18 protein-coding genes are annotated in these 20,378 nt (G+C 46.2%); 6 read left to right on the plus strand and 12 right to left on the minus strand.

Annotated elements, in window-relative coordinates; genetic code table 11:
• The first annotated feature begins 94 nt into the window (after positions 1 to 94).
• Complete coding sequence (locus I8U27_RS06645; RefSeq protein ID WP_181751391.1) at positions 95 to 2,290, plus strand: cell wall-binding repeat-containing protein; 2,196 nt, start codon at positions 95 to 97, stop codon at positions 2,288 to 2,290.
• A 115-nt stretch (positions 2,291 to 2,405) separates the two neighbouring features.
• Here the strand turns inward: I8U27_RS06645 and asnB are convergent, their stop codons facing one another.
• From asnB to I8U27_RS06695, 10 genes are all read right to left on the minus strand, one after another.
• Positions 2,406 to 4,250, minus strand: a complete 1,845-nt coding sequence (gene asnB / locus I8U27_RS06650) for an asparagine synthase (glutamine-hydrolyzing) (protein WP_181751390.1) — start codon at positions 4,248 to 4,250, stop codon at positions 2,406 to 2,408.
• A 486-nt stretch (positions 4,251 to 4,736) separates the two neighbouring features.
• Positions 4,737 to 4,934 (minus strand): hypothetical protein, encoded by a 198-nt coding sequence (locus tag I8U27_RS06655; RefSeq protein ID WP_181751389.1) that lies wholly within the window; start codon positions 4,932 to 4,934, stop codon positions 4,737 to 4,739.
• A gap of 409 nt (positions 4,935 to 5,343) precedes the next feature.
• On the minus strand, positions 5,344 to 5,976 hold the full coding sequence (locus I8U27_RS06660) for a response regulator transcription factor (protein ID WP_309506112.1): 633 nt from the start codon (positions 5,974 to 5,976) through the stop codon (positions 5,344 to 5,346).
• An 11-nt stretch (positions 5,977 to 5,987) separates the two neighbouring features.
• Positions 5,988 to 7,037 carry a sensor histidine kinase gene (locus I8U27_RS06665; protein ID WP_181751388.1) on the minus strand — a complete coding sequence of 350 codons (1,050 nt, stop codon included), beginning with the start codon at positions 7,035 to 7,037 and terminating at the stop codon, positions 5,988 to 5,990.
• A complete protein-coding gene (gene liaF / locus I8U27_RS06670) occupies positions 7,034 to 7,813 on the minus strand; it encodes a cell wall-active antibiotics response protein LiaF (protein WP_181751387.1) in 780 nt (259 codons plus the stop codon). The genes I8U27_RS06665 and liaF overlap by 4 nt, the downstream gene beginning before the upstream one ends.
• 35 nt (positions 7,814 to 7,848) lie before the next feature.
• Positions 7,849 to 8,724 carry a DUF4097 family beta strand repeat-containing protein gene (locus I8U27_RS06675; protein WP_181751386.1) on the minus strand — a complete coding sequence of 292 codons (876 nt, stop codon included), beginning with the start codon at positions 8,722 to 8,724 and terminating at the stop codon, positions 7,849 to 7,851.
• A 169-nt stretch (positions 8,725 to 8,893) separates the two neighbouring features.
• Entirely contained in the window at positions 8,894 to 9,202 is a 309-nt protein-coding gene (locus tag I8U27_RS06680) for a DUF4870 domain-containing protein (RefSeq protein WP_181751385.1), read from the minus strand.
• Between the two features lie 248 nt (positions 9,203 to 9,450).
• On the minus strand, positions 9,451 to 10,350 hold the full coding sequence (locus I8U27_RS06685) for a DUF4097 family beta strand repeat-containing protein (RefSeq protein ID WP_232345297.1): 900 nt from the start codon (positions 10,348 to 10,350) through the stop codon (positions 9,451 to 9,453).
• A 111-nt stretch (positions 10,351 to 10,461) separates the two neighbouring features.
• Complete coding sequence (locus tag I8U27_RS06690) at positions 10,462 to 11,148, minus strand: PspA/IM30 family protein (protein WP_181751383.1); 687 nt, start codon at positions 11,146 to 11,148, stop codon at positions 10,462 to 10,464.
• A 26-nt stretch (positions 11,149 to 11,174) separates the two neighbouring features.
• On the minus strand, positions 11,175 to 11,594 hold the full coding sequence (locus tag I8U27_RS06695) for a hypothetical protein (protein WP_181751382.1): 420 nt from the start codon (positions 11,592 to 11,594) through the stop codon (positions 11,175 to 11,177).
• Between the two features lie 475 nt (positions 11,595 to 12,069).
• On the opposite strand from I8U27_RS06695, the gene I8U27_RS06700 reads away from it, so the two are divergent.
• Genes I8U27_RS06700 through I8U27_RS06715 form a run of 4 tightly spaced genes read left to right on the plus strand, consistent with a single transcriptional unit; the run spans position 12,070 to position 15,180 of the window.
• The gene (locus I8U27_RS06700; RefSeq protein WP_181751381.1) at positions 12,070 to 12,672 is read left to right on the plus strand and encodes an ECF transporter S component; all 603 of its coding nucleotides are present in this window, start codon (positions 12,070 to 12,072) and stop codon (positions 12,670 to 12,672) included.
• A 50-nt stretch (positions 12,673 to 12,722) separates the two neighbouring features.
• The gene (locus tag I8U27_RS06705) at positions 12,723 to 13,490 is read left to right on the plus strand and encodes an energy-coupling factor transporter transmembrane component T family protein (RefSeq protein ID WP_181751380.1); all 768 of its coding nucleotides are present in this window, start codon (positions 12,723 to 12,725) and stop codon (positions 13,488 to 13,490) included.
• The gene (locus I8U27_RS06710; RefSeq protein WP_181751379.1) at positions 13,487 to 14,326 is read left to right on the plus strand and encodes an energy-coupling factor ABC transporter ATP-binding protein; all 840 of its coding nucleotides are present in this window, start codon (positions 13,487 to 13,489) and stop codon (positions 14,324 to 14,326) included. The genes I8U27_RS06705 and I8U27_RS06710 overlap by 4 nt, the downstream gene beginning before the upstream one ends.
• A 2-nt stretch (positions 14,327 to 14,328) precedes the next feature.
• Positions 14,329 to 15,180: an energy-coupling factor ABC transporter ATP-binding protein gene (locus I8U27_RS06715; RefSeq protein ID WP_181751378.1), complete on the plus strand. Its 852-nt coding sequence runs from the start codon at positions 14,329 to 14,331 to the stop codon at positions 15,178 to 15,180.
• Between the two features lie 161 nt (positions 15,181 to 15,341).
• Here the strand turns inward: I8U27_RS06715 and I8U27_RS06720 are convergent, their stop codons facing one another.
• Entirely contained in the window at positions 15,342 to 16,739 is a 1,398-nt protein-coding gene (locus tag I8U27_RS06720; protein WP_181751377.1) for a C40 family peptidase, read from the minus strand.
• Between the two features lie 816 nt (positions 16,740 to 17,555).
• Here I8U27_RS06720 and I8U27_RS06725 point away from each other — a divergent pair.
• Complete coding sequence (locus tag I8U27_RS06725) at positions 17,556 to 18,242, plus strand: hypothetical protein (protein WP_181751376.1); 687 nt, start codon at positions 17,556 to 17,558, stop codon at positions 18,240 to 18,242.
• Between the two features lie 289 nt (positions 18,243 to 18,531).
• Here I8U27_RS06725 and I8U27_RS06730 read toward each other — a convergent pair whose 3' ends face one another.
• Positions 18,532 to 20,376: a PTS fructose transporter subunit IIABC gene (locus I8U27_RS06730; protein ID WP_181751375.1), complete on the minus strand. Its 1,845-nt coding sequence runs from the start codon at positions 20,374 to 20,376 to the stop codon at positions 18,532 to 18,534.
• Positions 20,377 to 20,378 lie beyond the last annotated feature (2 nt).

The following is a 20,378-nucleotide window of genomic DNA, read 5'->3' on the forward strand; positions in this document are numbered from 1 at the left end:
TTATACGAATCTATTAAATAGAACCGTTGTTATTCATAAGATATGTATACTATCCTAAAAGATTGTGCTTACAACAAAAATAAGGAGGAATGGAATGAGTTTTAAAGGAAAAGCAGGACTTATTATCGCTGCAGGGGTTGCCGCAGCGGCGGTTTTTTCTCTCCCCATTGTTCCATCAAGCTGGGCGAAAGCAACGGTAGTTAAGCCGATGACCGGTTTAGTGCGTCACCAGTTGCAAGAGGATTATCAAGGGACGCCACAAAACATCCGCTTTCAAAACGAAGCAAAACAAGCAGTGCTGACGGTAGATGCTAATGAAGAAGGGTATTTTACTTCAAAAGCAATCAAATCGAGGTTTCCATTTAACTACTTTGCTGTAGAGTGGAGAAACCGTTCCGCCAACAAAAAAGAGGCCCGCAAATTGATTAAAGTTGAAGTTCGGACTTCTGTTGACGGGAAGAAATGGACTGCATGGCAAGCAGCGGAACCCGATGAGTTTTCCCATCCGGGCCAGGAAGAAGTTTACAGTAACCTTGTATTTGCCGATCGGGCAAACTATGTACAATATCGCGTAGAGCTTGAAGGGAAAGCTAAAGTTCAACCACGCGTGAAAGATATTCGTATCTTCTTTGTAAACTCCCGCGACGGTAAGAAAGTGGAAGAAAAGAAATCGGTATGGGAGACGCTGTTTGATTCTGCCGAGGCGGCGGTAAACAAGCCAAACGTGGTGAGCCGTGCGAATTGGGGAGCAGATGAATCCCTGCGTTATGACTCCAATAACCAGGAAGTGTGGCCGCGTGAGTATCGCACCGTCACGCATATGGTGGTTCACCATAGCGCCACTTCCAATTCAGATACGGATTATGAGTCAACGATTCGCGCAATTTATGCTTTTCATGCAAAGCCAAAGGATCAAGGGGGCCGGGGCTGGGGTGATATTGCATATAATGCATTAATCGCACCGAACGGCACCATCTATGAAGGACGCAAAGGGAAAGACGGAGACATACTGACAGAAGGCGTTGTCGGGGGTCACGCCTACTCTTTCAATTATGGCACCTTTGGCGTTTCTATGATTGGAAACTACAATGAAAAACCGCTTGCCTCTCAGGCACGTGCATCTTTGGTCAAGTTGCTGGCCTATGAAGCAGGTTACTGGAATATTGACCCAACAGCGAAGAAGGATTTTGTTCGCAATTATGAGTATAATGACCCGAATGTGCCCAAGGTGGACTATAATCTACCAACCTTGACGGGCCATGGATTGTTGCCGCGAGCATCAACCAGTTGCCCCGGCGCCTATATTAAACCCGAATTGCAAAACGGCAATTTGGCGGCCGATGTAAAACAAGCCATGCAAACTTCGGAAAACGTGAAACGTCTGGACGGAGCAAACCGTTTTGCGGTATCGGCAAATGTCAGTAAAGAGATTGACTCCCTTGGCTCTGCGTCCGATACGGTCGTGATTGCGCGTGGAGATTTATACACAGATGCACTGTCCGGTGGTCCTCTGGCGGGGAAAACAGACTCACCGATCCTGTTAACTTCCACTTCTTCTCTGCCAATGGAGATTAAAGAGGAAATTACTCGGCGCAAGCCAGCCAAAGCCATCATTCTAGGAGGAACCGGTTCTGTTTCGACCGATGTGGAATCACAGCTGAAAAGTCTGGGTGTGAACACGGTTGAACGGATTGATGGTCCCAACCGCTTTGCTGTATCCGCTTCGGTAGCAGAAAAAGTGATGACAGAGAGCACCAATGACACAGCGATTATCGCTAGTGGTTTAACTTTCCCTGATGCTTTGTCTGTATCAGGCGTTGCAGGAAAAAACGGAATGCCGATCCTGTTGGTATCTACAGATAAGATTCCAGCAGAAATTCAATCCTTTATCGACAAGCACCCGGAGATTACGAAATACGTGATCGTTGGCGGGCCGGCCACCGTTTCTGATACAGTGAAAACATCTTTGGCCAATTCCGGAAAATCGGTTACCCGTATCAGCGGAGCAAACCGATTTGAAGTAGGTGTAAACATTGCAAACTACTTCAACTTGAATCCGGCAACCACTGTCTTTGCCCGCGGAGATAATTTTGCTGATGCCTTATCCGGAGGGCCACTCGCTTCTGCGACAGGGGCACCGATCTTGCTTACACCAAGTACCAGATTGGACTCATCGGTTGAGTCTTATCTTCAGACACACCAGGCAAAGTTGGATAAAGCATATATCTTGGGCGGAGTATATTCTGTTTCGCCGGAAGTGGAATACAAGATTAGTTCATATGTTCAATAAAATGTAGTTGCGCTATCTGGATTTTAGATAGCGCTTTTTCTAACTCATTTGATATTTCCCTTTTAAAACATACGGCCATCCCATCAAGATTTTGGGTTTACTATGAATGTCTTTACTATGTCACTCTCACTTTATATCTGACCAGCCACTCATTCAGCTGAAGCCAATAAGCCAAAAGTGCAGGTACATTCATCAGCTGTCCAAACCAGGGAAAGTGTTTTTTGGACAAGTCTTGTTCGGCAAACTGGCGGACAGCCTTCCGGTCGAGCAACTGGAACAGGGGAGCGTTTGGGTCTTTGCTCAGCTCAATAACCTGACTTTGCATCGTTCGCAGGTAATCCGGATGGTGGGTTTTCGGATAGGGGCTTTTTTTCCGCTCAATAATTTGATCCGGCAAGATCCCTTTGAGGGCGTGGCGCAACAATCCTTTTTCCCGGTGGCCGTAGCTTTTCATCGACCAGGGGATATTCCATACATATTCCACCAGATGGTGATCACAGAACGGGACACGCACTTCCAGGCCAAAAGCCATGCTCATCCGGTCTTTACGGTCTAAAAGAGTGGGCATCCATCGGGTGAGATTGAGATAAAACATCTCTCTCATCCTGGCTTCAATGGTGTTGTCTTCTGACAGGCGCGGCACCTCGGCCAGTGCTTCCTGGTAACACGCTTCTACGTAATCCAGCGGTTTGATGCGTGAGACGATGTCCGGGCAGATAAAGGGAATTCTGTCAGCAACAAGGCGTGACCATGGGAAGGTGTCCGCATTCACCATCTCTTCGCGGTGAAACCATGGATAGCCGCCAAACACTTCATCAGCGCACTCTCCCGATAATACCACTGTTAACTCCTTTTTAATCTCCCTGGAGAATAACAGGAGCGAAGAATCGATGTCGGCCATTCCGGGCAGGTCACGCGCTTCCATTGCCCGGTTCAATGTATCCATCAGCTCATGATTGTCAATATAAACGGTATGATGGTGTGAACCGATATACTCTGACATGATTCGGACCCATGGAGCATCCGGATTGGGTTGAAATTCATTGGGGTTGAAATGCCTGTCATTATCCGGATAATCAACTGAAAAGGTATGGAGAACCCCACGCCCCTCTTCTTTAAATACCTGAGCTGTGCAGGCGGAGATGGCACTGGAATCCAAACCGCCGGAAAGCATGGTGCCGATCGGTACATCTGAAACCAGCTGTCTTCGTACGGCATCCCGGAACAACTCCCTCACTCTGACCACCGTCGTTTCAAAATCATCGGTATGATGGCGGCTGACCAGCTCCCAATACGGCTTCACCACCATTCCGTCCCGGTTTACTTTTAACCAGTGCCCCGGTTTTAACTCTTTGATTCCGCGAAAAACACCCACACCCGGAGTACGTGCCGGTCCAATCATTAAGATTTCCGCTAACCCTTCATCGTCAATTTGCGGTTGAACCTCAGGGTGGACCAACAGTGCCTTCAGTTCCGAACCAAACAGAAAAGAGTTGCCCGCTTGTGTATAGAAAAGAGGCTTCACTCCGATGCGGTCTCTGGCAATAAACAGTTGCTGCTGTGCCTCATCCCAAATGGCAAAGGCAAAAATGCCGTTGAGATGTTTTGGACACTCAAGGCCCCACTCTGCATAGGCAGTCAGGATAAGTTCCGTATCAGAGCGACTGGTCAGTTGATGCCCTAAAGATAACAGCTTGAGGCGGAGTTCCTGCATATTGTAAAGCTCGCCATTGTAGGTGATCACAAACTTGCGATTCCCCACTTGTTTTATCATGGGCTGGATCCCGCCTTCCGGATCAATGACGATCAATCTCCGGTGCCCCAGTGCCGCATGTTTGGATACCCAGGTCCCCTCCGCGTCCGGGCCCCGGGCTGCAAGAGTTTTGTTCATGGCATCCAAGATGCCCGTTTTTTGGCTTACATCCTCTTTAAAATCGACCCAGCCAGTTATTCCGCACACGAACCTTCTCACCCTTTCCACAGCTTTTTCCCAAAGCCTGGGCAAATATCTACCCTTCATCCTATGCAAAAAGAGTGCAAAGGTGTATCTCTTATTTTAATGATGGAGTCCTGGCTTGGCCGAAAAAACGACCAGAAGCAAAAATAAGGCATCTGACCTGATACCTGTGCGGATAGACTTTCATAAGATACTCATGTGTGAACAACCAAAAAAAGGAGCGAATGCACAAATGCATGATCACATGATGGATTATCACAAAATGCATAAAGCCTATTATCATTGTAAAAAAGCCTACAAAATCATGAAGCATATGATGAAACACCATTATCATTACTGCCCGCCTCCCCATCACCACCGGTATATGTATATGGAGAGCTCAAGCCGGCCATACATGCGGAGCGAAAACCCTCTCGGCAATCCGGACATATAAAGCTTAAAAGCACCCTCTATCTGGGTGCTTTCTCCATCTTTCACTGTTTTTCTTGATCAGAGATCCGGTTCAGGATCCGGGACCAGCTCCGAAACTTCCTCCGCCATCCGCCGGTACTCTTTTTGATGGCTTTTTTCCCACCGTTTATCCCTTTGTTCCAAACGCCTGAACATACAGACAGCAAATACCAGACATACAAAAGCAAAATCAAGTCCGACCATCAGGTATGTAATCACTTTTTCCGGTTCACCCATTCCAATATCACTCCGCGACTTAACATCCATGGCAGAAAAAACTCAGCCGGGATGATCCGGCTCCTTCATGCAAAACTTCTGTTGCCTGTTTGCCGGACAGATCAGAGGCATCCCTTCAACTTTTATTGTTTCCCTTTATTAAGTTTAATTATTTTTATCTAAATGAAAAAACGATCACCCACTGTTTTTTCGGACCGGCTGGTGTTTATTACTGATATGAAGATTGCATGTGGCCAATCGGGATTTTCAGGCATCCCAACGCCTCCTTTGAAAATATTCACACCCTTATATACGAAAAGTTGTCTAAAATCCTCTCAGAAAAAATTATTCACTTGCCGGTATAGTCCGACAGAACGGGGAATTTCCAATAAAAAAAGGCTCTGGCTGGTAATCCCTGAGCCCTACTGCTTCACTGAACCAACTTGTTTCTGTGTGCGTAGATCGCCGCCTGAGTGCGATCATCCACTTCCAGTTTGGAGAGGATATTGGTGATATGACTCTTGACCGTTTTTACCGTGATAAACAGCATGTCAGCAATTTGCTGATTATTTTTTCCCTCGGCGATTAAGCGCAATATTTCCATTTCACGCGCGGTTAATGACTCATGCGGTTTCCCTTCCTCTGTACGACGCATCCTGGAAAGCATTTTTCCGGTTACTTTCGCCTCCAGTACAGGTTCCCCTTTCATCGCGGCACGTACCGCTTCAGCGATTTCATTTGCCTTTGATGTTTTTAACAGATAGCTTAACGCCCCCGCTTCAATGACCGGATACACCTTGTCGTCATCAATAAAGCTGGTCAGCACGATAATTCTGGGATTTTTAAGCACACGGCAGATCTCTTTCGTCGCCTCCACACCATCCATCTGGTCCATAACCAGATCCATTAAAATCACATCAGGCTTTTTTTGCTGTGCCAGTTCAACCGCTTCCTTACCGTTTGAAGCTTCAGCGACAATTTCGATATCCGGCTGGGCTTCAAGATAAGCAGACAGCCCCATTCGTACCATTTCATGATCATCCACAATCATGACACGAATCACGCTTCTCCCTCCTATTTCTCATCAACGATCGGCACTTTCACTTCCACTTGTGTACCTTTGCCGGGAAATGATACTACTTCCGCAATCCCTCCAATGGCACTGGCCCGTTCCTGGATTGATTGCAAGCCGTATGAAGACGCCTTTGGTTTGTTCATGTCAAAGCCGACTCCATTATCAATAATCTTCAGGTATACTTGCCGGTTTCGCGCTGCGAGGCGAACAGTAACCGCGGTTGCCTGAGAGTGGCGGAAAACATTGGACAATCCTTCCTGGACAATGCGAAATAGATGGTCTTCAATCCCCTTCGCCAGATTGGGCAAATCGGACACTTCCCAATCAATCTCCACTGAATGTTTTGCTTTAAACTCCTCCAGCAGCTCTTCCAGTCCTTCTTTTAACCCTTTGCCCTCCAGCGTGACCGGGCGCAAATGCAACAACAATGCACGCATCTCATTCTGCGCGTTTCCTGCCATCTTTTCGATCATCGTTATTTGTTTATTGATTTGGATATCAGCTTCGGGTAAGGTTTCTTTCACCGCTGATGACATCATGGAGATGGCAAACAACTGCTGGCTGACCGCATCATGAAGCTCCCTCGCCAACCGCTGCCGCTCTTCGGAAATGACTGCCTGTTTCATTCTTTCCTGCCACTGCGCTTTTTCGGTAGACAGCTTTTGCAATGAGGCAACCTGCTTTTCGATTCGCTCAGCCATTCTATTTAAGTGATCTGCTACCATTCCGATTTCATCTTCACCGGAAGCGGGCACCCGGTGGGCAAAATTCCCCCGCTCAAATCGCATGATCGACTCTGCCAGCATTTCCATCCTTCTTTTTATACCATAACCAAAAATAAAGCCGGAGACCGCTCCCGTGAGAACCACCAGTGACGGAATCAGTATAAGAAGAGGTATATCGTATATTTGGGCCGTCAACAAGGTTTGTAAACCAAGCCCGTAAGAAAGCAGGGTAAGCACAAGCACAAGCAGGGATAAACCCGTACAAATCCAGACCGTAAAACGTATCAACCGCCAATGGATGCCCGCTATCTTTTTTCTGCTCATAAATACCTCACACCAATATCACCGAACAGCATAGAGACAGAGATTTTAACCCTTCTCCTGGCTTGATCAAATCCTTTTGTGGCCAATTGAACCTGGCGGTTTACTCCTCCCTGCTTAAAGCCCGGTACATCGAGATACCCGGCGGTCACTGTGGCGGCGATCGATACATCCAAATCATCCGGGATATAGATATCCACATTGCCGATCAGTCCGCTGATGACAATGGTGTTTTCCCCTTCCGGAATGATTGCCTTTGACAGATCTATTTTTACATCGCTAATGGCGTAAGACATATTCATATCTGTCAGTTCAAAACGGCGGTTGATCATATACAAATGACCGACTGCAGAACTGCGGAACAGAGGTGTCTTAAATTGAATATTTTCATGCTCACCCACCGGAATCTCTGCTTGTGTTTGCCCGCTTTCCCGGGATGGTTGGGATAAGGGGGGTTCAGGCTCTTCTGTTTCTTTCTCCGGTTTTCCCTGTTTCTTTGGCTTCCCTGCATCTCTAAACAGATGGTAACCGTAGTAAATCAACAGCAGAGAAACGAGGGTCCATACCCAGTTAAAATGAAATAAATTGTCCAGCAAAATCAGGACAGACAGAATCAGAAAACAGTAGCCCGCTTTCCGATAGTGTTTTCTCAGCAGCAAGACCCCGATGACGAACAAGACGAGCGGGCCGGACAAAAGATGATCAGTCAGGTTTAAAAAAATAATGACCCCGACAATCAAGATGATCCATCCCATAAATCTGCTCTGGAACAGGCGCAATTTTTTCGCCTCCTTCAATACACAAAGCCGGGCGGTCAATCAATAAGAATGTCGCCGCTTACACTGTTAAGGATCACGGAGTATTTACCGCTTCCGTTCGTTGCCGTAACTGTATCTTCCCATTCTTTTTGGCACGAAAATCCGCATTGGATATCACCGCCGGATGCTTTCGCTTTTAAGACAAAGTCGGCGTTTTGCGGCAAATCAACCTGAATATCTCCGGTGGTGACATCCGCTCGGATCCGGCCTGTTAAAGAATCAATCCGGGCCGTCAGGTTGCCGATATCCAGACTGGTAAGAAAGGAGCCGGTGAAGTGATCCAACCGGATATCTCCCGAACCGGAATGAAGGTCAGCCTCTTCCGCTGTCACCCGCTGTATGTTAACATTTCCTGTTGTGCTGTCATATCTCAGATCATTGACCTGCAGGTTTTCCAAGTAGCTGTCCCCTGATGTCAGATCCACTGTAAGCTGACGCAATTTCATCGGCTGCCCGGGGGACCGTCCGTGAAAATGCAAATTTCCGGCCACTGAATGAATATCCATATTCTGATCATACCGTTCAGGCACATAGACATTCAATGTTAATCTGTTGTCAAACATCATCCAGCGATACCAATGTGAGCCCATGGAAACTTTCAGGTCACCGCCAACCTGCCGGATATTTAAATCCGCGTTATCAGCCCCTTCTCCGTGTAAAGCTGCCTTTATATCTTTCCGGTTTTCAGGAATGATATGAACATCCTGAAGCGCCTCAATCTTAATGGAATTGATACCATCCGCAGGTGCAGCTTCTTCATACAGTTCCTGACTGGAAAACCAACTGCCTATGGCACTGTTTACAGCCAAACTGATAAATATGCCGAAACCGCAGATCATCAATAGCAGTCCGAAAAATTTTTTCTTCATCATCGCCGCAGGTTACCTCCAGCCATTTTTGGGAACAATACGACTCCACCTCCTCGCTGCCATTATAAAATACCGGACCGCGTTCTTAAAAACAGGGCACCCGGCGGGCGCCCTTTTCCAGATAGTGTCGTTCTTTTACTCACTATTGGCACGATACAGGTTTTGTCTCTGCTCAGGAGAACCAGTTCCCAATCATGGGATAGCGAAAGGGGCGTCCCTGAAGCGCACGTATCATCCCCTTGACAGGGGCAATGATGGCAATCAGGGCAAAAATAATGAGGAATGGAATCCCGATTAATATCCAGGAGAAAAAGGCGGAAATAGAGATCAAGATCCCTATGATTAAATGGAAGACCAGGGCTTGTAACGATAAACTCTTAACCTCACGATCCCTGATAACCAGATATACAATAATCGGCACTAATACAGGGGCAAACCACGTACTTGCATGTATGAGTACTTTTACCCATTTATATTCCACTGATATCAACTCCTTTCAGACTCCTGAAGAGGAAAATTTATATGGTTGAACCTGGAGGCCTTCTGGACCGCTTGTATCTCTTTTATCTTTCCCCAAAAAAAGAAACGTTTGTGCTCCTTTGCTTTCTTTAGAATACCAAACGCAGCCTTTTTCCAAATCAACCCCCGGTTCCACCTTGAAATACGACTCAGGGCCCGGATGGCTGTGGAAAGGAAAAGGCTCCGGACCTGACACCTGAGCCTCTCAAATTAATACACATGGATATTGCCACCTGTATTTGTCAGCTTAATGGAATGTTTTCCATTTCCATTTGTTGCGTTAGCCGTTTCATTCCATTTCGAATTGTTGCTCTGATGCGGGAATTGGCAGCGAATTTCACCGGCAGTCGTACTGGCATCCAGGTTGAAATCAGCGTTTTGCGGCAGATCAAGTGAAATGTTGCCTGCGGCTAAATGAGACCGGACCGGCCCTGTTAAAGAATCAATTTGAGCATGGATGTTACCCGCTGTAAGATGAGCCCGGAAAGAACCGGTAAAGTGATTCAACTGAATATTTCCGGCCTGGGAGTCTAGATCGGCCGTTTCCGCTTTAACATGTTGGAGGTCCATGTTGCTGGCCGTGCTATCGTATTTAAGCCGGTTCACTTTTAAGTTCTGTAAATCAACATTCCCCGCAGCAAAGCTCAATGTAAGCTCATGCAGAACCATCGGCCGGCTGTTTGATGGTCCGTAAAAGCGCAAATTGCCCGCAACCGACTTAATGGACATGTCCCGGTTATAATCTTGCGGGACATAGACATTCAGTGTCACTTCATCCCTAAACCACCTCAACCATTGATACCACTTCGCTTCCATGGATATCTGCAACTCGCTGCCGTTTTGCCGGATTTGCAAATCTACACCATTTGCTCCGTCTCCATCCAATACAGCCCTGATATCTTTTCTGTCTTCAGGAATGATATTCAAATTTTGGATCGCCTCAATCCTGACACGCTTGATTTTCGATGCCGGGACAACTGTGTCGTCATGTTTGCCGTTTGCAAACCAGCCATCCGGGAGCCAGCCGCCGATCATGCCATACGCAAGTGAACCGAGTAAAATAAAGAACCCGCCAATGATTAATAACAAACCGATCCCTTTTTTCATCATCTTCGCCACACGATCCCTCTTCCGGCCGGGTCGGGTGGAACGCTCCACCTCCTCAGATTTTCTTTAAAAAAAGGAGCACCCAGCGGGCGCCCATTTTCTGCATTGCCATGTTTATGACTGAGACGCTTCCTTTCCATTGTCGGTTTCGCTTTTGGTGCCGCGCAATTTCTCTAATTCTTGTTCCACTTCATCTGCATACTCTACTTTGGCAAAGCTCAGGTCTTCGCCGCCCAATCCGGCATTGGCGTACGAATTGGCTTTGATCTCCATCTCGGTAATCCGGTCTTCGATGCGCTTAAACTCTTTCAGTGCGCTATCTGAAGCGACAAAGCTGAGCGTAGCGTTCATGCTGTATTTCGCTTTCGCAACAGCCGCGCGGGCGACCAAGTCATTCTTTTTATCTTTCAGGTCCTGATATTTTTTCTCCAGCTTGCCCAGTTGCTCCCTTAACTCCTTCACTTGCTCTTCCGATTTTACCGTATATTCCTGATATTCTTTTGCTTTTGCTTCATAATGCTTCATCTCGGCGAACGCTTTGCGTGATAACTCCTCTTCGCCCGCCTGAAACGCGATTTGTGCCTGTTTTTCACGCCTGGCCGCCAGCTTCTTGGCCTCCTCCAGCTGCCGGGCAAATTCTTTTCCCATCATTTGCTGTTTAACAATGGTATCTTTCGCTTTCTCAATCTCTTTCTCCACTTCACGCAGATACTGTTTCAGCATCGCTTCCGGATTTTCCAGTTCATCCATCACCTCATGGTAGGTAGCCGCCAGAAAATCCCGCAATCGTTTTAATGCCATGTTTCATTCCTCCCTTGGTTTCTATCTCAACCGTTTTTGTTTTGCCTTTTCAAAAACTCCTGCCAATCAGCTTCAAAAGAGGTATCCACTTTAGCAGGGGAATTCACTGTCATCGCTCCGTCCCCCGCCGGTCCGGATTCCATGGCCCAGCCTTCGGAATCCCCGTCCTTTTTAAACAGTTTCCAACCATAGTACAGGCACGCACCGCCAATCAAAATCCCAAGCATGAGCGGCAGCAAATGGAGCAGCATCAACGCAGCGATTCCCAGGACAATGACCGCAAACACTTTTTGGCCTTGCGTTTTTGAGGCTTTCAGCTTTTTCACACCATAGTATGTGAGCCCGGCCACAATCAGGAAGGCGATCACACCGCCAAAATCTCCAAGGAAAATGCCGGCTCCCACGATTAGCAACAGCACTCCGGCCAGTTTTTTACCATTTTTCATGCTCTCCCTCCTCCATTCCGTTACTGACTTAAGCATATAAAACATCTGCTTTCACCAACACGAACCAGAGTTCCATTTTCAATTACGACTGTGGTCGTATTCAGAATGGGACTCTTCATTCTGGACAAAAAAAGAACCCCCCGGCCGGGAGGTAGTCATGGTGAACAACCTTGCTATTTTCTGCTATTTGGCTGTTCAAAATCCGATCATACAGGCTTTAGAGTTTAACGACTACTTAAGCTCTTAGAAAACCCAATGCTTTTAGGTTCATATCCCATACGATGATAAAAGAGATGTGCAGATTCACGAAGGTGTCCGCATTGACCATCTCTTCCGGTGAAACCATGGATAGCCGCCAAAAATGGAAACATTTCATTTTTTTGTATTGATATCAAATATAAGAGAAGGGAAATATTTCGATTTTATAGAAAGGAATATTCCAGATGAAATACGCAATCAGAGGAGGTTTTGGCCTATGCAAAAGCAAAAGCTGTGGTCCTTTCGTTTTTCAACTGCCGCACTGGTATTGATTCCGGCAGCTGCAGGCATCAACTATATAGGGAAATGGCTGGCCGATGGGCTGAAATTGCCGCTATGGCTTGATTCCATCGGTACCATATTAGCCAGTATGCTTGCCGGCCCTGTGATTGGTGCAATATCAGGTGCGATCAATAATATTGTCTATGGTCTCACCAATCCCATTGCTTTTGTGTATGCACTTACAAGTATATTTATCGGCCTTGTAGCCGGGATTTTGGCTTTTAGGGGCTGGATCTCCAGCTGGACGAAAGCTGTTGTTGCCGGTTTGGCTGTCGGGTTTACCGCCGTGATCATATCCACTCCGTTAAATGTTGCCTTCTGGGGAGGGCAAACGGGTAATATCTGGGGAGATGCACTCTTTGGACTGGTGATGGCCCAAACGCAATCAGTCTGGCTGGCATCCTTTTTAGACGAACTGGTGGTTGACCTCCCGGATAAATGTGTGTCTGTTTTAATCAGTTATGCGATATTTAGAGGTCTTCCCAAAAAGTTAAAGCAACTTTACAGTAACGAGAATAAACTGGAGTCCCTGGATTGAATCACCCCTTTGCCCGATCCCCCGGGAAACGGAAAGAAGGTGAAATAACCTTGAAATCATTGAGTTTATATGTTGACAGAGATTCTTTTGTACACAACATTGATCCCATCAGCAAGATATGGTTTATTATTTTCTCGATTGCTGTTCCCGTGATTCTGCCAACGATTCCGGTTTCTTTTGTTTGCATGATGATTACTTTATCCCTGTTGCTCCTGGCTAAGGTTTTCAAACAAGCAATTCCGGTTTATGGCTTCATCTTTCTCATCCTTTCCACTGTCATCATCATTCAAGGGCTGTTTAACGAAGGAAATGAAACTCCTTTATATCACATCGGCCCACTGATCTTTTACCGGGAGGGTTTCCTTTACGGGCTTTTGATTTCACTCAGAGTGATCAATATCACCGGAGCTTTTATGTTGCTGGTCCTCACGACCAAACCCTCAGATCTTGTTGAAGCACTTGTTCGGAAAGGGCTTTCTCCCCGCTTAGGATATGTACTTCATTCAGTCTTTCAAATCATTCCCCAAATGGCTTCCGCGATGAGAACCATTATGGATGCACAGAGATCCAGAGGAATGGAAACAGAGGGAAACCTGATCGTGAGAATAAAGGCCTTTTTACCTCTGATTGCTCCCGTCGTATTCCATTCACTCATCAATACGAAAGAAAGAGCTCTGGCACTTGAAGTGAGAGGCTTTCAATCGAGTGGTAAAAAGACTTTTTTAAATGAAGAAAAGAAATCTCCATACAGCTGGCCCATTCAATGGGGGCTGATCTGTATAATCGTTGCAGCGATTGGCTGGAGGATGATTGCATGAAAAAAATCATCGTTGAGCATTTAAAATACAGATATCCTGAATCCCGAACCTTAGCCCTTGACGATCTCTCTTTTGAAGTTGAACAAGGGGAGTTGATCGGGATCATTGGACGAAATTCAGCGGGAAAATCGACTCTGTGTCAGGCTCTTGTCGGCCTGGTTCCCCATTTTTATCAGGGCGCTTACGGTGGTAAAGTGATGGTTGACGGATTGGAGGTAAGAAAAAGTACCATTAGTGAACTTTCCCGCAAAGCGGGGATCGTGTTTCAAAACCCCTTTACCCAGATAACCGGTTCCAAGCTTACCGTTTATGAAGAAATTGCATTTGGCCTGGAAAATACAGGGGTTGAACGAAAGGAAATGATCGACCGCATTGATGCCGTGCTGGATCTGTTACATTTAGAACAGGTGAAGGACCGGAATCCATTTGATTTATCAGGCGGACAAATGCAAAGAATGGCCATTGCCAGTATCATTGTGATGAAACCGGAGATTATTATTCTGGATGAACCCACTTCTCAACTTGACCCACAGGGATCTGAAGAAGTTTTTCGTGCCATTCAGAGATTAAGTGATGATGGCATGACAGTGATTATGGTGGAACATAAAGTGGAGAAGATTGCCCAATTTTGCAACCGGGTTATGCTGCTTGACCACGGAAAACTGATCGGCTTTGACACTCCGGAAAAAATTTTTTCCAGGAATGATTTGAACATGCATGGTGTGGAGGCACCTGTTTATACCAGGGTATGTAAAGCACTAAATGTAAAAAAAGCGGACTCTTCGTTTTATCCTGTTACTTTGGACGAGGCTTGTCAGGCATTGGGGAGAAATTAACCATGATTCAGGTAAAAAATCTATCCTTTTGGTATCATGAGGGCAGCAAAATTCTTAAAGATATCAATCTTCATTTTGATCAGCGGTCCACCGCGATCATCGGTCAAAACGGTGCAGGAAAAACAACCTTTGCCAAATTGCTTAAAGGCCTTTTAAAACCATGCACAGGGGATATTTATATTCAAAACCGAAACACAAAAGACACGACTGCCGCTGCATTATCCAAACAAATCGGACTGGTCTTTCAAAATCCAAATGACCAGATTTTTAAAGGGACGGTCATCGATGAAGTGATGGTTGGCCCGCTAAATGTAAAACTGGACAAAACAACAGCAAAACAAAATTCCCTTAAAGCGCTGGAGATGGTGGGTCTGGCAGATCAATTGGAGGAAAACCCTCAGGACCTGAGCTTATCGGATAAAAAGCTGCTTTGCATCGCATCGGTGATTGCCATGGAACCGGATATCATCCTGTTTGATGAGCCGACCATCGCGCAGGATGAGGCAGGAAAAGCGAAAATAAAGCGGATTATCCAATCCTTAAAAGAACAGAATAAGCTGGTCATGACAATCATCCATGATATGGACTTTGTGGCGGAAAACTTTGAGAGAACAATTGTGTTTTATCAAGGAGAGGTGGTTCTCGACGGCCACACGCGTGAAGTTTTCTCACATACAGACATCCTGGCCAAAGCTCAAGTTGAGACTCCTTATATCACACAGCTTGGCCGCCGGCTTGGGTATACGGAAACCTTTTTAACAACAGACGAGTTTATTAAATATAAACGCAATCAAAACACATCACCCATTTCCGGCTTCCGACAGCCTAAACCCTTCCCATATACCGACCGCTAACCGGAAAACTGCTATCGGCTCAGCCCTGCTTCTCTAAACACGACAAAAACGCACCTGACCGCTTGTTAACGGTTTGTGCGTTTTTGTCTTAGCCATCCTTATGAACCTTGCCTCTTGGGTCCATTTCCAGTTTGAAACTCACTCAAACCGGCAATTCCTGCTTATAGCCCGATTCGTCTGATTGCCATAATCTCTTTTTTCATTGACTCCGTCAGCGTTCTATACTTTATACCCTCAGATGATGAACTTAACAGTATGGTGTCGGAATCAACATAAAAGGCAACATAATTGGAGCTTCCATCCTGGTCAGAGTCGAAAAACACCAGATCTCCCGGTACAGCATTTGAAAGAGAGACACTCCTCCCCTGTGTCTGCTGTGTATTGGAAGTTCGGGACATGCCGACATAATGGTCATAGAAGACCTTTTGCACAAACTTCGAGCTATCGGGAGTTACCAGCTTTGGTTGTCCGTTCTCATCCGGTTCAATATCTTCAATCTGCTTTTTCCCTACATAAGTGACAGCCGTTTTAAAGACTTCCTCATTTAGCGGCAGAGGCCCTTTCAGATCGAGGATTCGTTTTCCCTTCACATATGCATCCTGCCAGTAAGACGAAAATGTGGTATAGGTGACGCCTTTTGATACCGTGGCATGAAGCAGTTTATTCTCATTCACATAAATGGCGACATGCGTAATAATGCCATCGTGATCGTTATCGAAAAAGACTAAGTCCCCCATTTTCAACTGATCCTTTGGAATATCGATGCCTGCCTTTGACATGTCATTCGCTGTACCCGGGAGGGGAATCCCGTGCTCTGCAAATACATCCCTTACAAATTTGGAAGCATTCATCGTTCCCGGCTGTTGTTCCGGATCGCTTGAAAAAGGGGTCCCCAAATATTTTTCACCTGTTGCAATAATTTCCGATTGCGTAACAGGGGGAATCGATTCCTCAATCATCCGTTTCACGATAACAATGTTGTTTTTTCGTTTCTCGTTAAAATACGTATAGTTGACTCCATACGTATTGGTTGCATGAAGCAGCGTATGTTCATTTATATAAATGGCGACATGGTGTATTTTCTCCACGTTGGGCGTTTCTTCCTCATTATCAAAGAAGATGAGATCACCTTTCTTTAGCTTGGATCGAATCTCATCGAAATGCAAACGCTCCCCTTTCGGTTTCTCTGTTCCATCTCCGATAAATTGTTCGGGACTCTGAACAGAAACGACGGTTTTTCCCTGTGTCGATTGTTCCCGCGAATCCCGTTTTAAGATGATGCCGTTCTCTTTAAAGACGCGCTGAGTAAACGAAGAACAATCAAAATAGCGATTGGTTTCGCTATACGGGTCAGCCCCCCATTGATAAGGCGTACCAATATATTTGTCCGCCGAATGGAGAACATCATTAATTTTCGATTGAGACGGCAGTTTCGCCTGAGACGACACCGTCTCCCCCGGCCCTAAAGGATCAGGTTCTTCTGCACGGGCGACACTTACAGGTAGTCCGACAAACAATGAAGTGGCCAGTACGAAAGCAAGATACCTTTTTTTCCTCAAATTATCTCTCCTCGCATTTACCCTTATTTCATTTGCTAAAATTCGGGAGTTTACCGTAAACACTAAAAAAAAGATAACATAAATATATGAAGGATAGCAATAGTGGCATAAATCTGTCAAAGGTTATGAAGCCGGAACTGATAAAAAAATGACCATTAATGGCCACTCATCACTTTTTATACGCCCTTCAGTTTCCCGTTCTCATTCACTTCCAAGTTAAATCTTGGCTTAGCTTTCCAAATATAAAAGAAGATTATAAAATGAAATACATTGTACATGAAGTCTCCTGAGAGAGTATAAGCAATCATTCATTATGATGGATTGCAAATGAGAACCGGAAGGAGTTAATGTAAAAAGTATGACCAGAAACAAGAGAGTACATTTTCTGTATTTATTGTCATTAGCACTAATGATATTGATTTCGGCAGAATGTTCTGTTCAGCTATTAGACAGTAAACCCTCAAAAGCCGAAACGCCTAAGAATCTGGGCCCGTGATACAGCAAGGAAATTGCGCATTGAGGTCCGCGATAACGCCCGCGATACGCGAATTCATACGCGGGATAAGGCCCGGGGTGAACGAATAGACATACGCAATCAAAACTGACCATAAGTCTTGGGTGAACGTCTCACCCATCTGACATGAAACCTGAGCGGGTGACCGCTCCTTTTTTTTGTATTCTAGCAAAACACACAGCGCAGCCATTATTCTAAAAACCAATGAACTAGTTTATTCAGCATAGGGAGATCCCTGATGCAACTATTTCACCCTCTGATCTGTCTAATAGTCGTAAATGTTTTTAAATAGGAGGATGTTGATGCGACACATTTTTCTTTTCTTCTTCCTTGCTGTTCTAACCGGATGCGGAGTCAATTCCTCTTCCTTTGAGGCTCCCCCTCCACCAATCAAAGAAGCGGAGATTCAAGTAGTCGATCCGGAAGGAAACCCTCTTCCCCGGGTGGGGTATTCGGATGATATCATAGGTTACAATCCCGGAGGGGCAAAGACGGCAATCGGCCGGTTGTCAAATGAAGACGGAATAATTTCTGCCTATGTCATGGAGGGGAAAAAAACTCTTGTAAAGATTTATAAGGATGGAGCGGAAAAGGAAGTGATCCTGACTTCGGAAGATGTAGGGAAAATCAGGAAAGTACAACTACCTGCTCCAAAACATTACGATCAACTCTCAGATTCAATCCCCAAAAATGAACAAGTGCTTATCCAAATTGTTGATGAGAAACAGAAGCCCATCCCGCACGTAACTTATCAGATTGGCATTGGTCCGAAAGTTTCTATGGGCCAATCCGACATTCCTCTGCAGGAGCAGATCCATCGCGCAGACGAGCAGGGAAAAGTAATCCAGCGAGTCAAGAAAGGACAAACAGTCAGGCTGTTATTCTTTAAGAAAGGATATGAGAAAGAAAGAGTGGATTTACATGGTATAGATGGCGGGCAAATGCGTATTATTCCCTTACAGAAGACCGATTTTAAAGCGGCAAATTAAGGTTTTGATCGCTTTTCAGTACAAAAACCCCAGGATTCTGGACTTTATTGACGGAGAGGGTGGGATCTGAAACCCGCGGCAGCCTCATTGAAAAGATGAATGAGTAGATAAAAAGGAAAAGACCGGGGAATCTGAACAAAAGTTCCCTGGTCTATGTTTATTTTGAAGTGAACACCCTGCTTAACTGCATAGGGGGGTTCCCAACTCGGCCGGCTGTAGTCAGCACGCTGACGATAGCCGCCAGGCCAGTACCGTGTGAGGACTTTTGCCATACTGGGACATGCCGTTTTTACTCTACTCTTCTTTTCCAAATGCTCAGTATGATGGCTGTAACCGCAGAGCCAATCAAAATAGCGAGAACGTATAACAGCGGTCGATTGACCAGCGGAATGACAAAAATGCCGCCATGGGGTGCAGGGAGAGTAATACCGAACATCATGGCCAAAGCACCGGCTACGGCGGAACCGGCGATGCAACTGGTAAGAACCCGAACAGGGTCAGCGGCTGCAAAAGGAATGGCACCCTCAGTAATGAAGGAAGCACCCATCACATAGTTGGTTATACCTGATTTGCGTTCGGCATCAGTGAATTTGTTTTTGAAGAAAGTGGTGGCCAGAGCGATGCCGAGCGGAGGAACCATTCCGCCAGCCATGACAGCGGCGTGGGGACCCAGGTTACCTGCTTCAATGGCAGCGATGCCAAAGGTAAATGCCGCTTTGTTAATCGGGCCGCCCATGTCGACCGCCATCATTCCGCCCAGGATTAGACCGAGAACGATCGCATTGGCACCGCTTAAATCATTTAGCCAGGAGGTTAACGATTGATTGAGTGCGACTGCAGGCCCATTGATGACGGTGATCATGAGAACGCCGGTAATCAGGATGCCAAACAGCGGATACAAGAGAACCGGCTTGATTCCTTCCAACTGGTCAGGAAGAAAAGCCAAAGCTTTCTTTAAACCCACCATAATATAACCGGCCAGGAAACCGGCAATGAGTCCGCCCAGAAAACCGGCGCCTGCACTGGCTGCCAGGAAACCGCCCACGGCACCGGGAGCGAATCCGGGTCGGTCGGCAATACTGCTGGCAATAAATCCGGCCAGAATCGGAACGAGAAAATGGAAAGCACCTTCGCCGCCGCCGATTTTCATCAAGGTTTCAGCAATCGGTCCTTTGGCTTCAATCCCGCCAAAAAGAAAGGCGATCGCAATTAAAATACCACCGCCGACCACAAAGGGCAGCATATGGCTGACCCCGTTCATCAAATGCCTGTAAAAACCGGTCCTTTTTTCACTGCTGTCAACTGTCGGATTTTCTCCTTCTCCCTGGAAAACGGGGGCATCTTGTTTTAAGGCGCGTTCAATCAATTTGCCTGGTTTGCGAATCCCTTCTGAAACAGAAGCCTGGATAACATGTTTCCCTATAAAGCGGTTCATCTCCACTTGTTTATCCGCAGCGACGATAATGGCTGTAGCTTTATCAATCTCCTCTTTGGTTAAGACATTTTTCACACCGGTGGAGCCGTTGGTTTCCACTTTGATGGGGATGCCCATTTCACTTGCTTTGGCTTTTAGCGCATCAGCGGCCATATACGTGTGAGCAATCCCGGTCGGGCAGGCGGTAACGGCAAGGATAAGCCGTTCTCCCGATTCCTCGCTCTTTTCAGACTTATATTCGTTTTCATTTTCTTTGCTATTTATGAGGGTGATCACTTCATCAGCCGTCTCCGCCTCCAACAGCTTTTGTCTGAAATCATTGTCCATGAGCAGCGTCGACAGGCGCGACAATGTTTCTAGATGTGCATCAATCGCTCCTTCCGGGGCGGCGATCATGAAAAATAAGCGGGCGGGTTGGCCATCCAGCGATTCATAATTAATACCCCCGGCGCTTTTTCCAAAACAAATTGCCGCTTTTTTAACCGCTTTCGTTTTGGCATGGGGAATGGCGATCCCTTCCCCGATCCCTGTACTGCCCTGAGTTTCCCGTTTTAAAATGGCTTCTTTAAATTCTTTCCGGTTGTTTAAACAGCCGGCTTCATCCAGTTTATCGATGAGTTCATCCATAACCGAATCCTTGGTTGTCGCTTGCAGGTTCATGATTACGGTCTCTTTCCGCAAAAGCTCTGTAATTTTCATGG

It is taken from the genome of Paenactinomyces guangxiensis (assembly GCF_016055185.1).
GTDB lineage: Bacteria > Bacillota > Bacilli > Thermoactinomycetales > Thermoactinomycetaceae > Paenactinomyces > Paenactinomyces guangxiensis.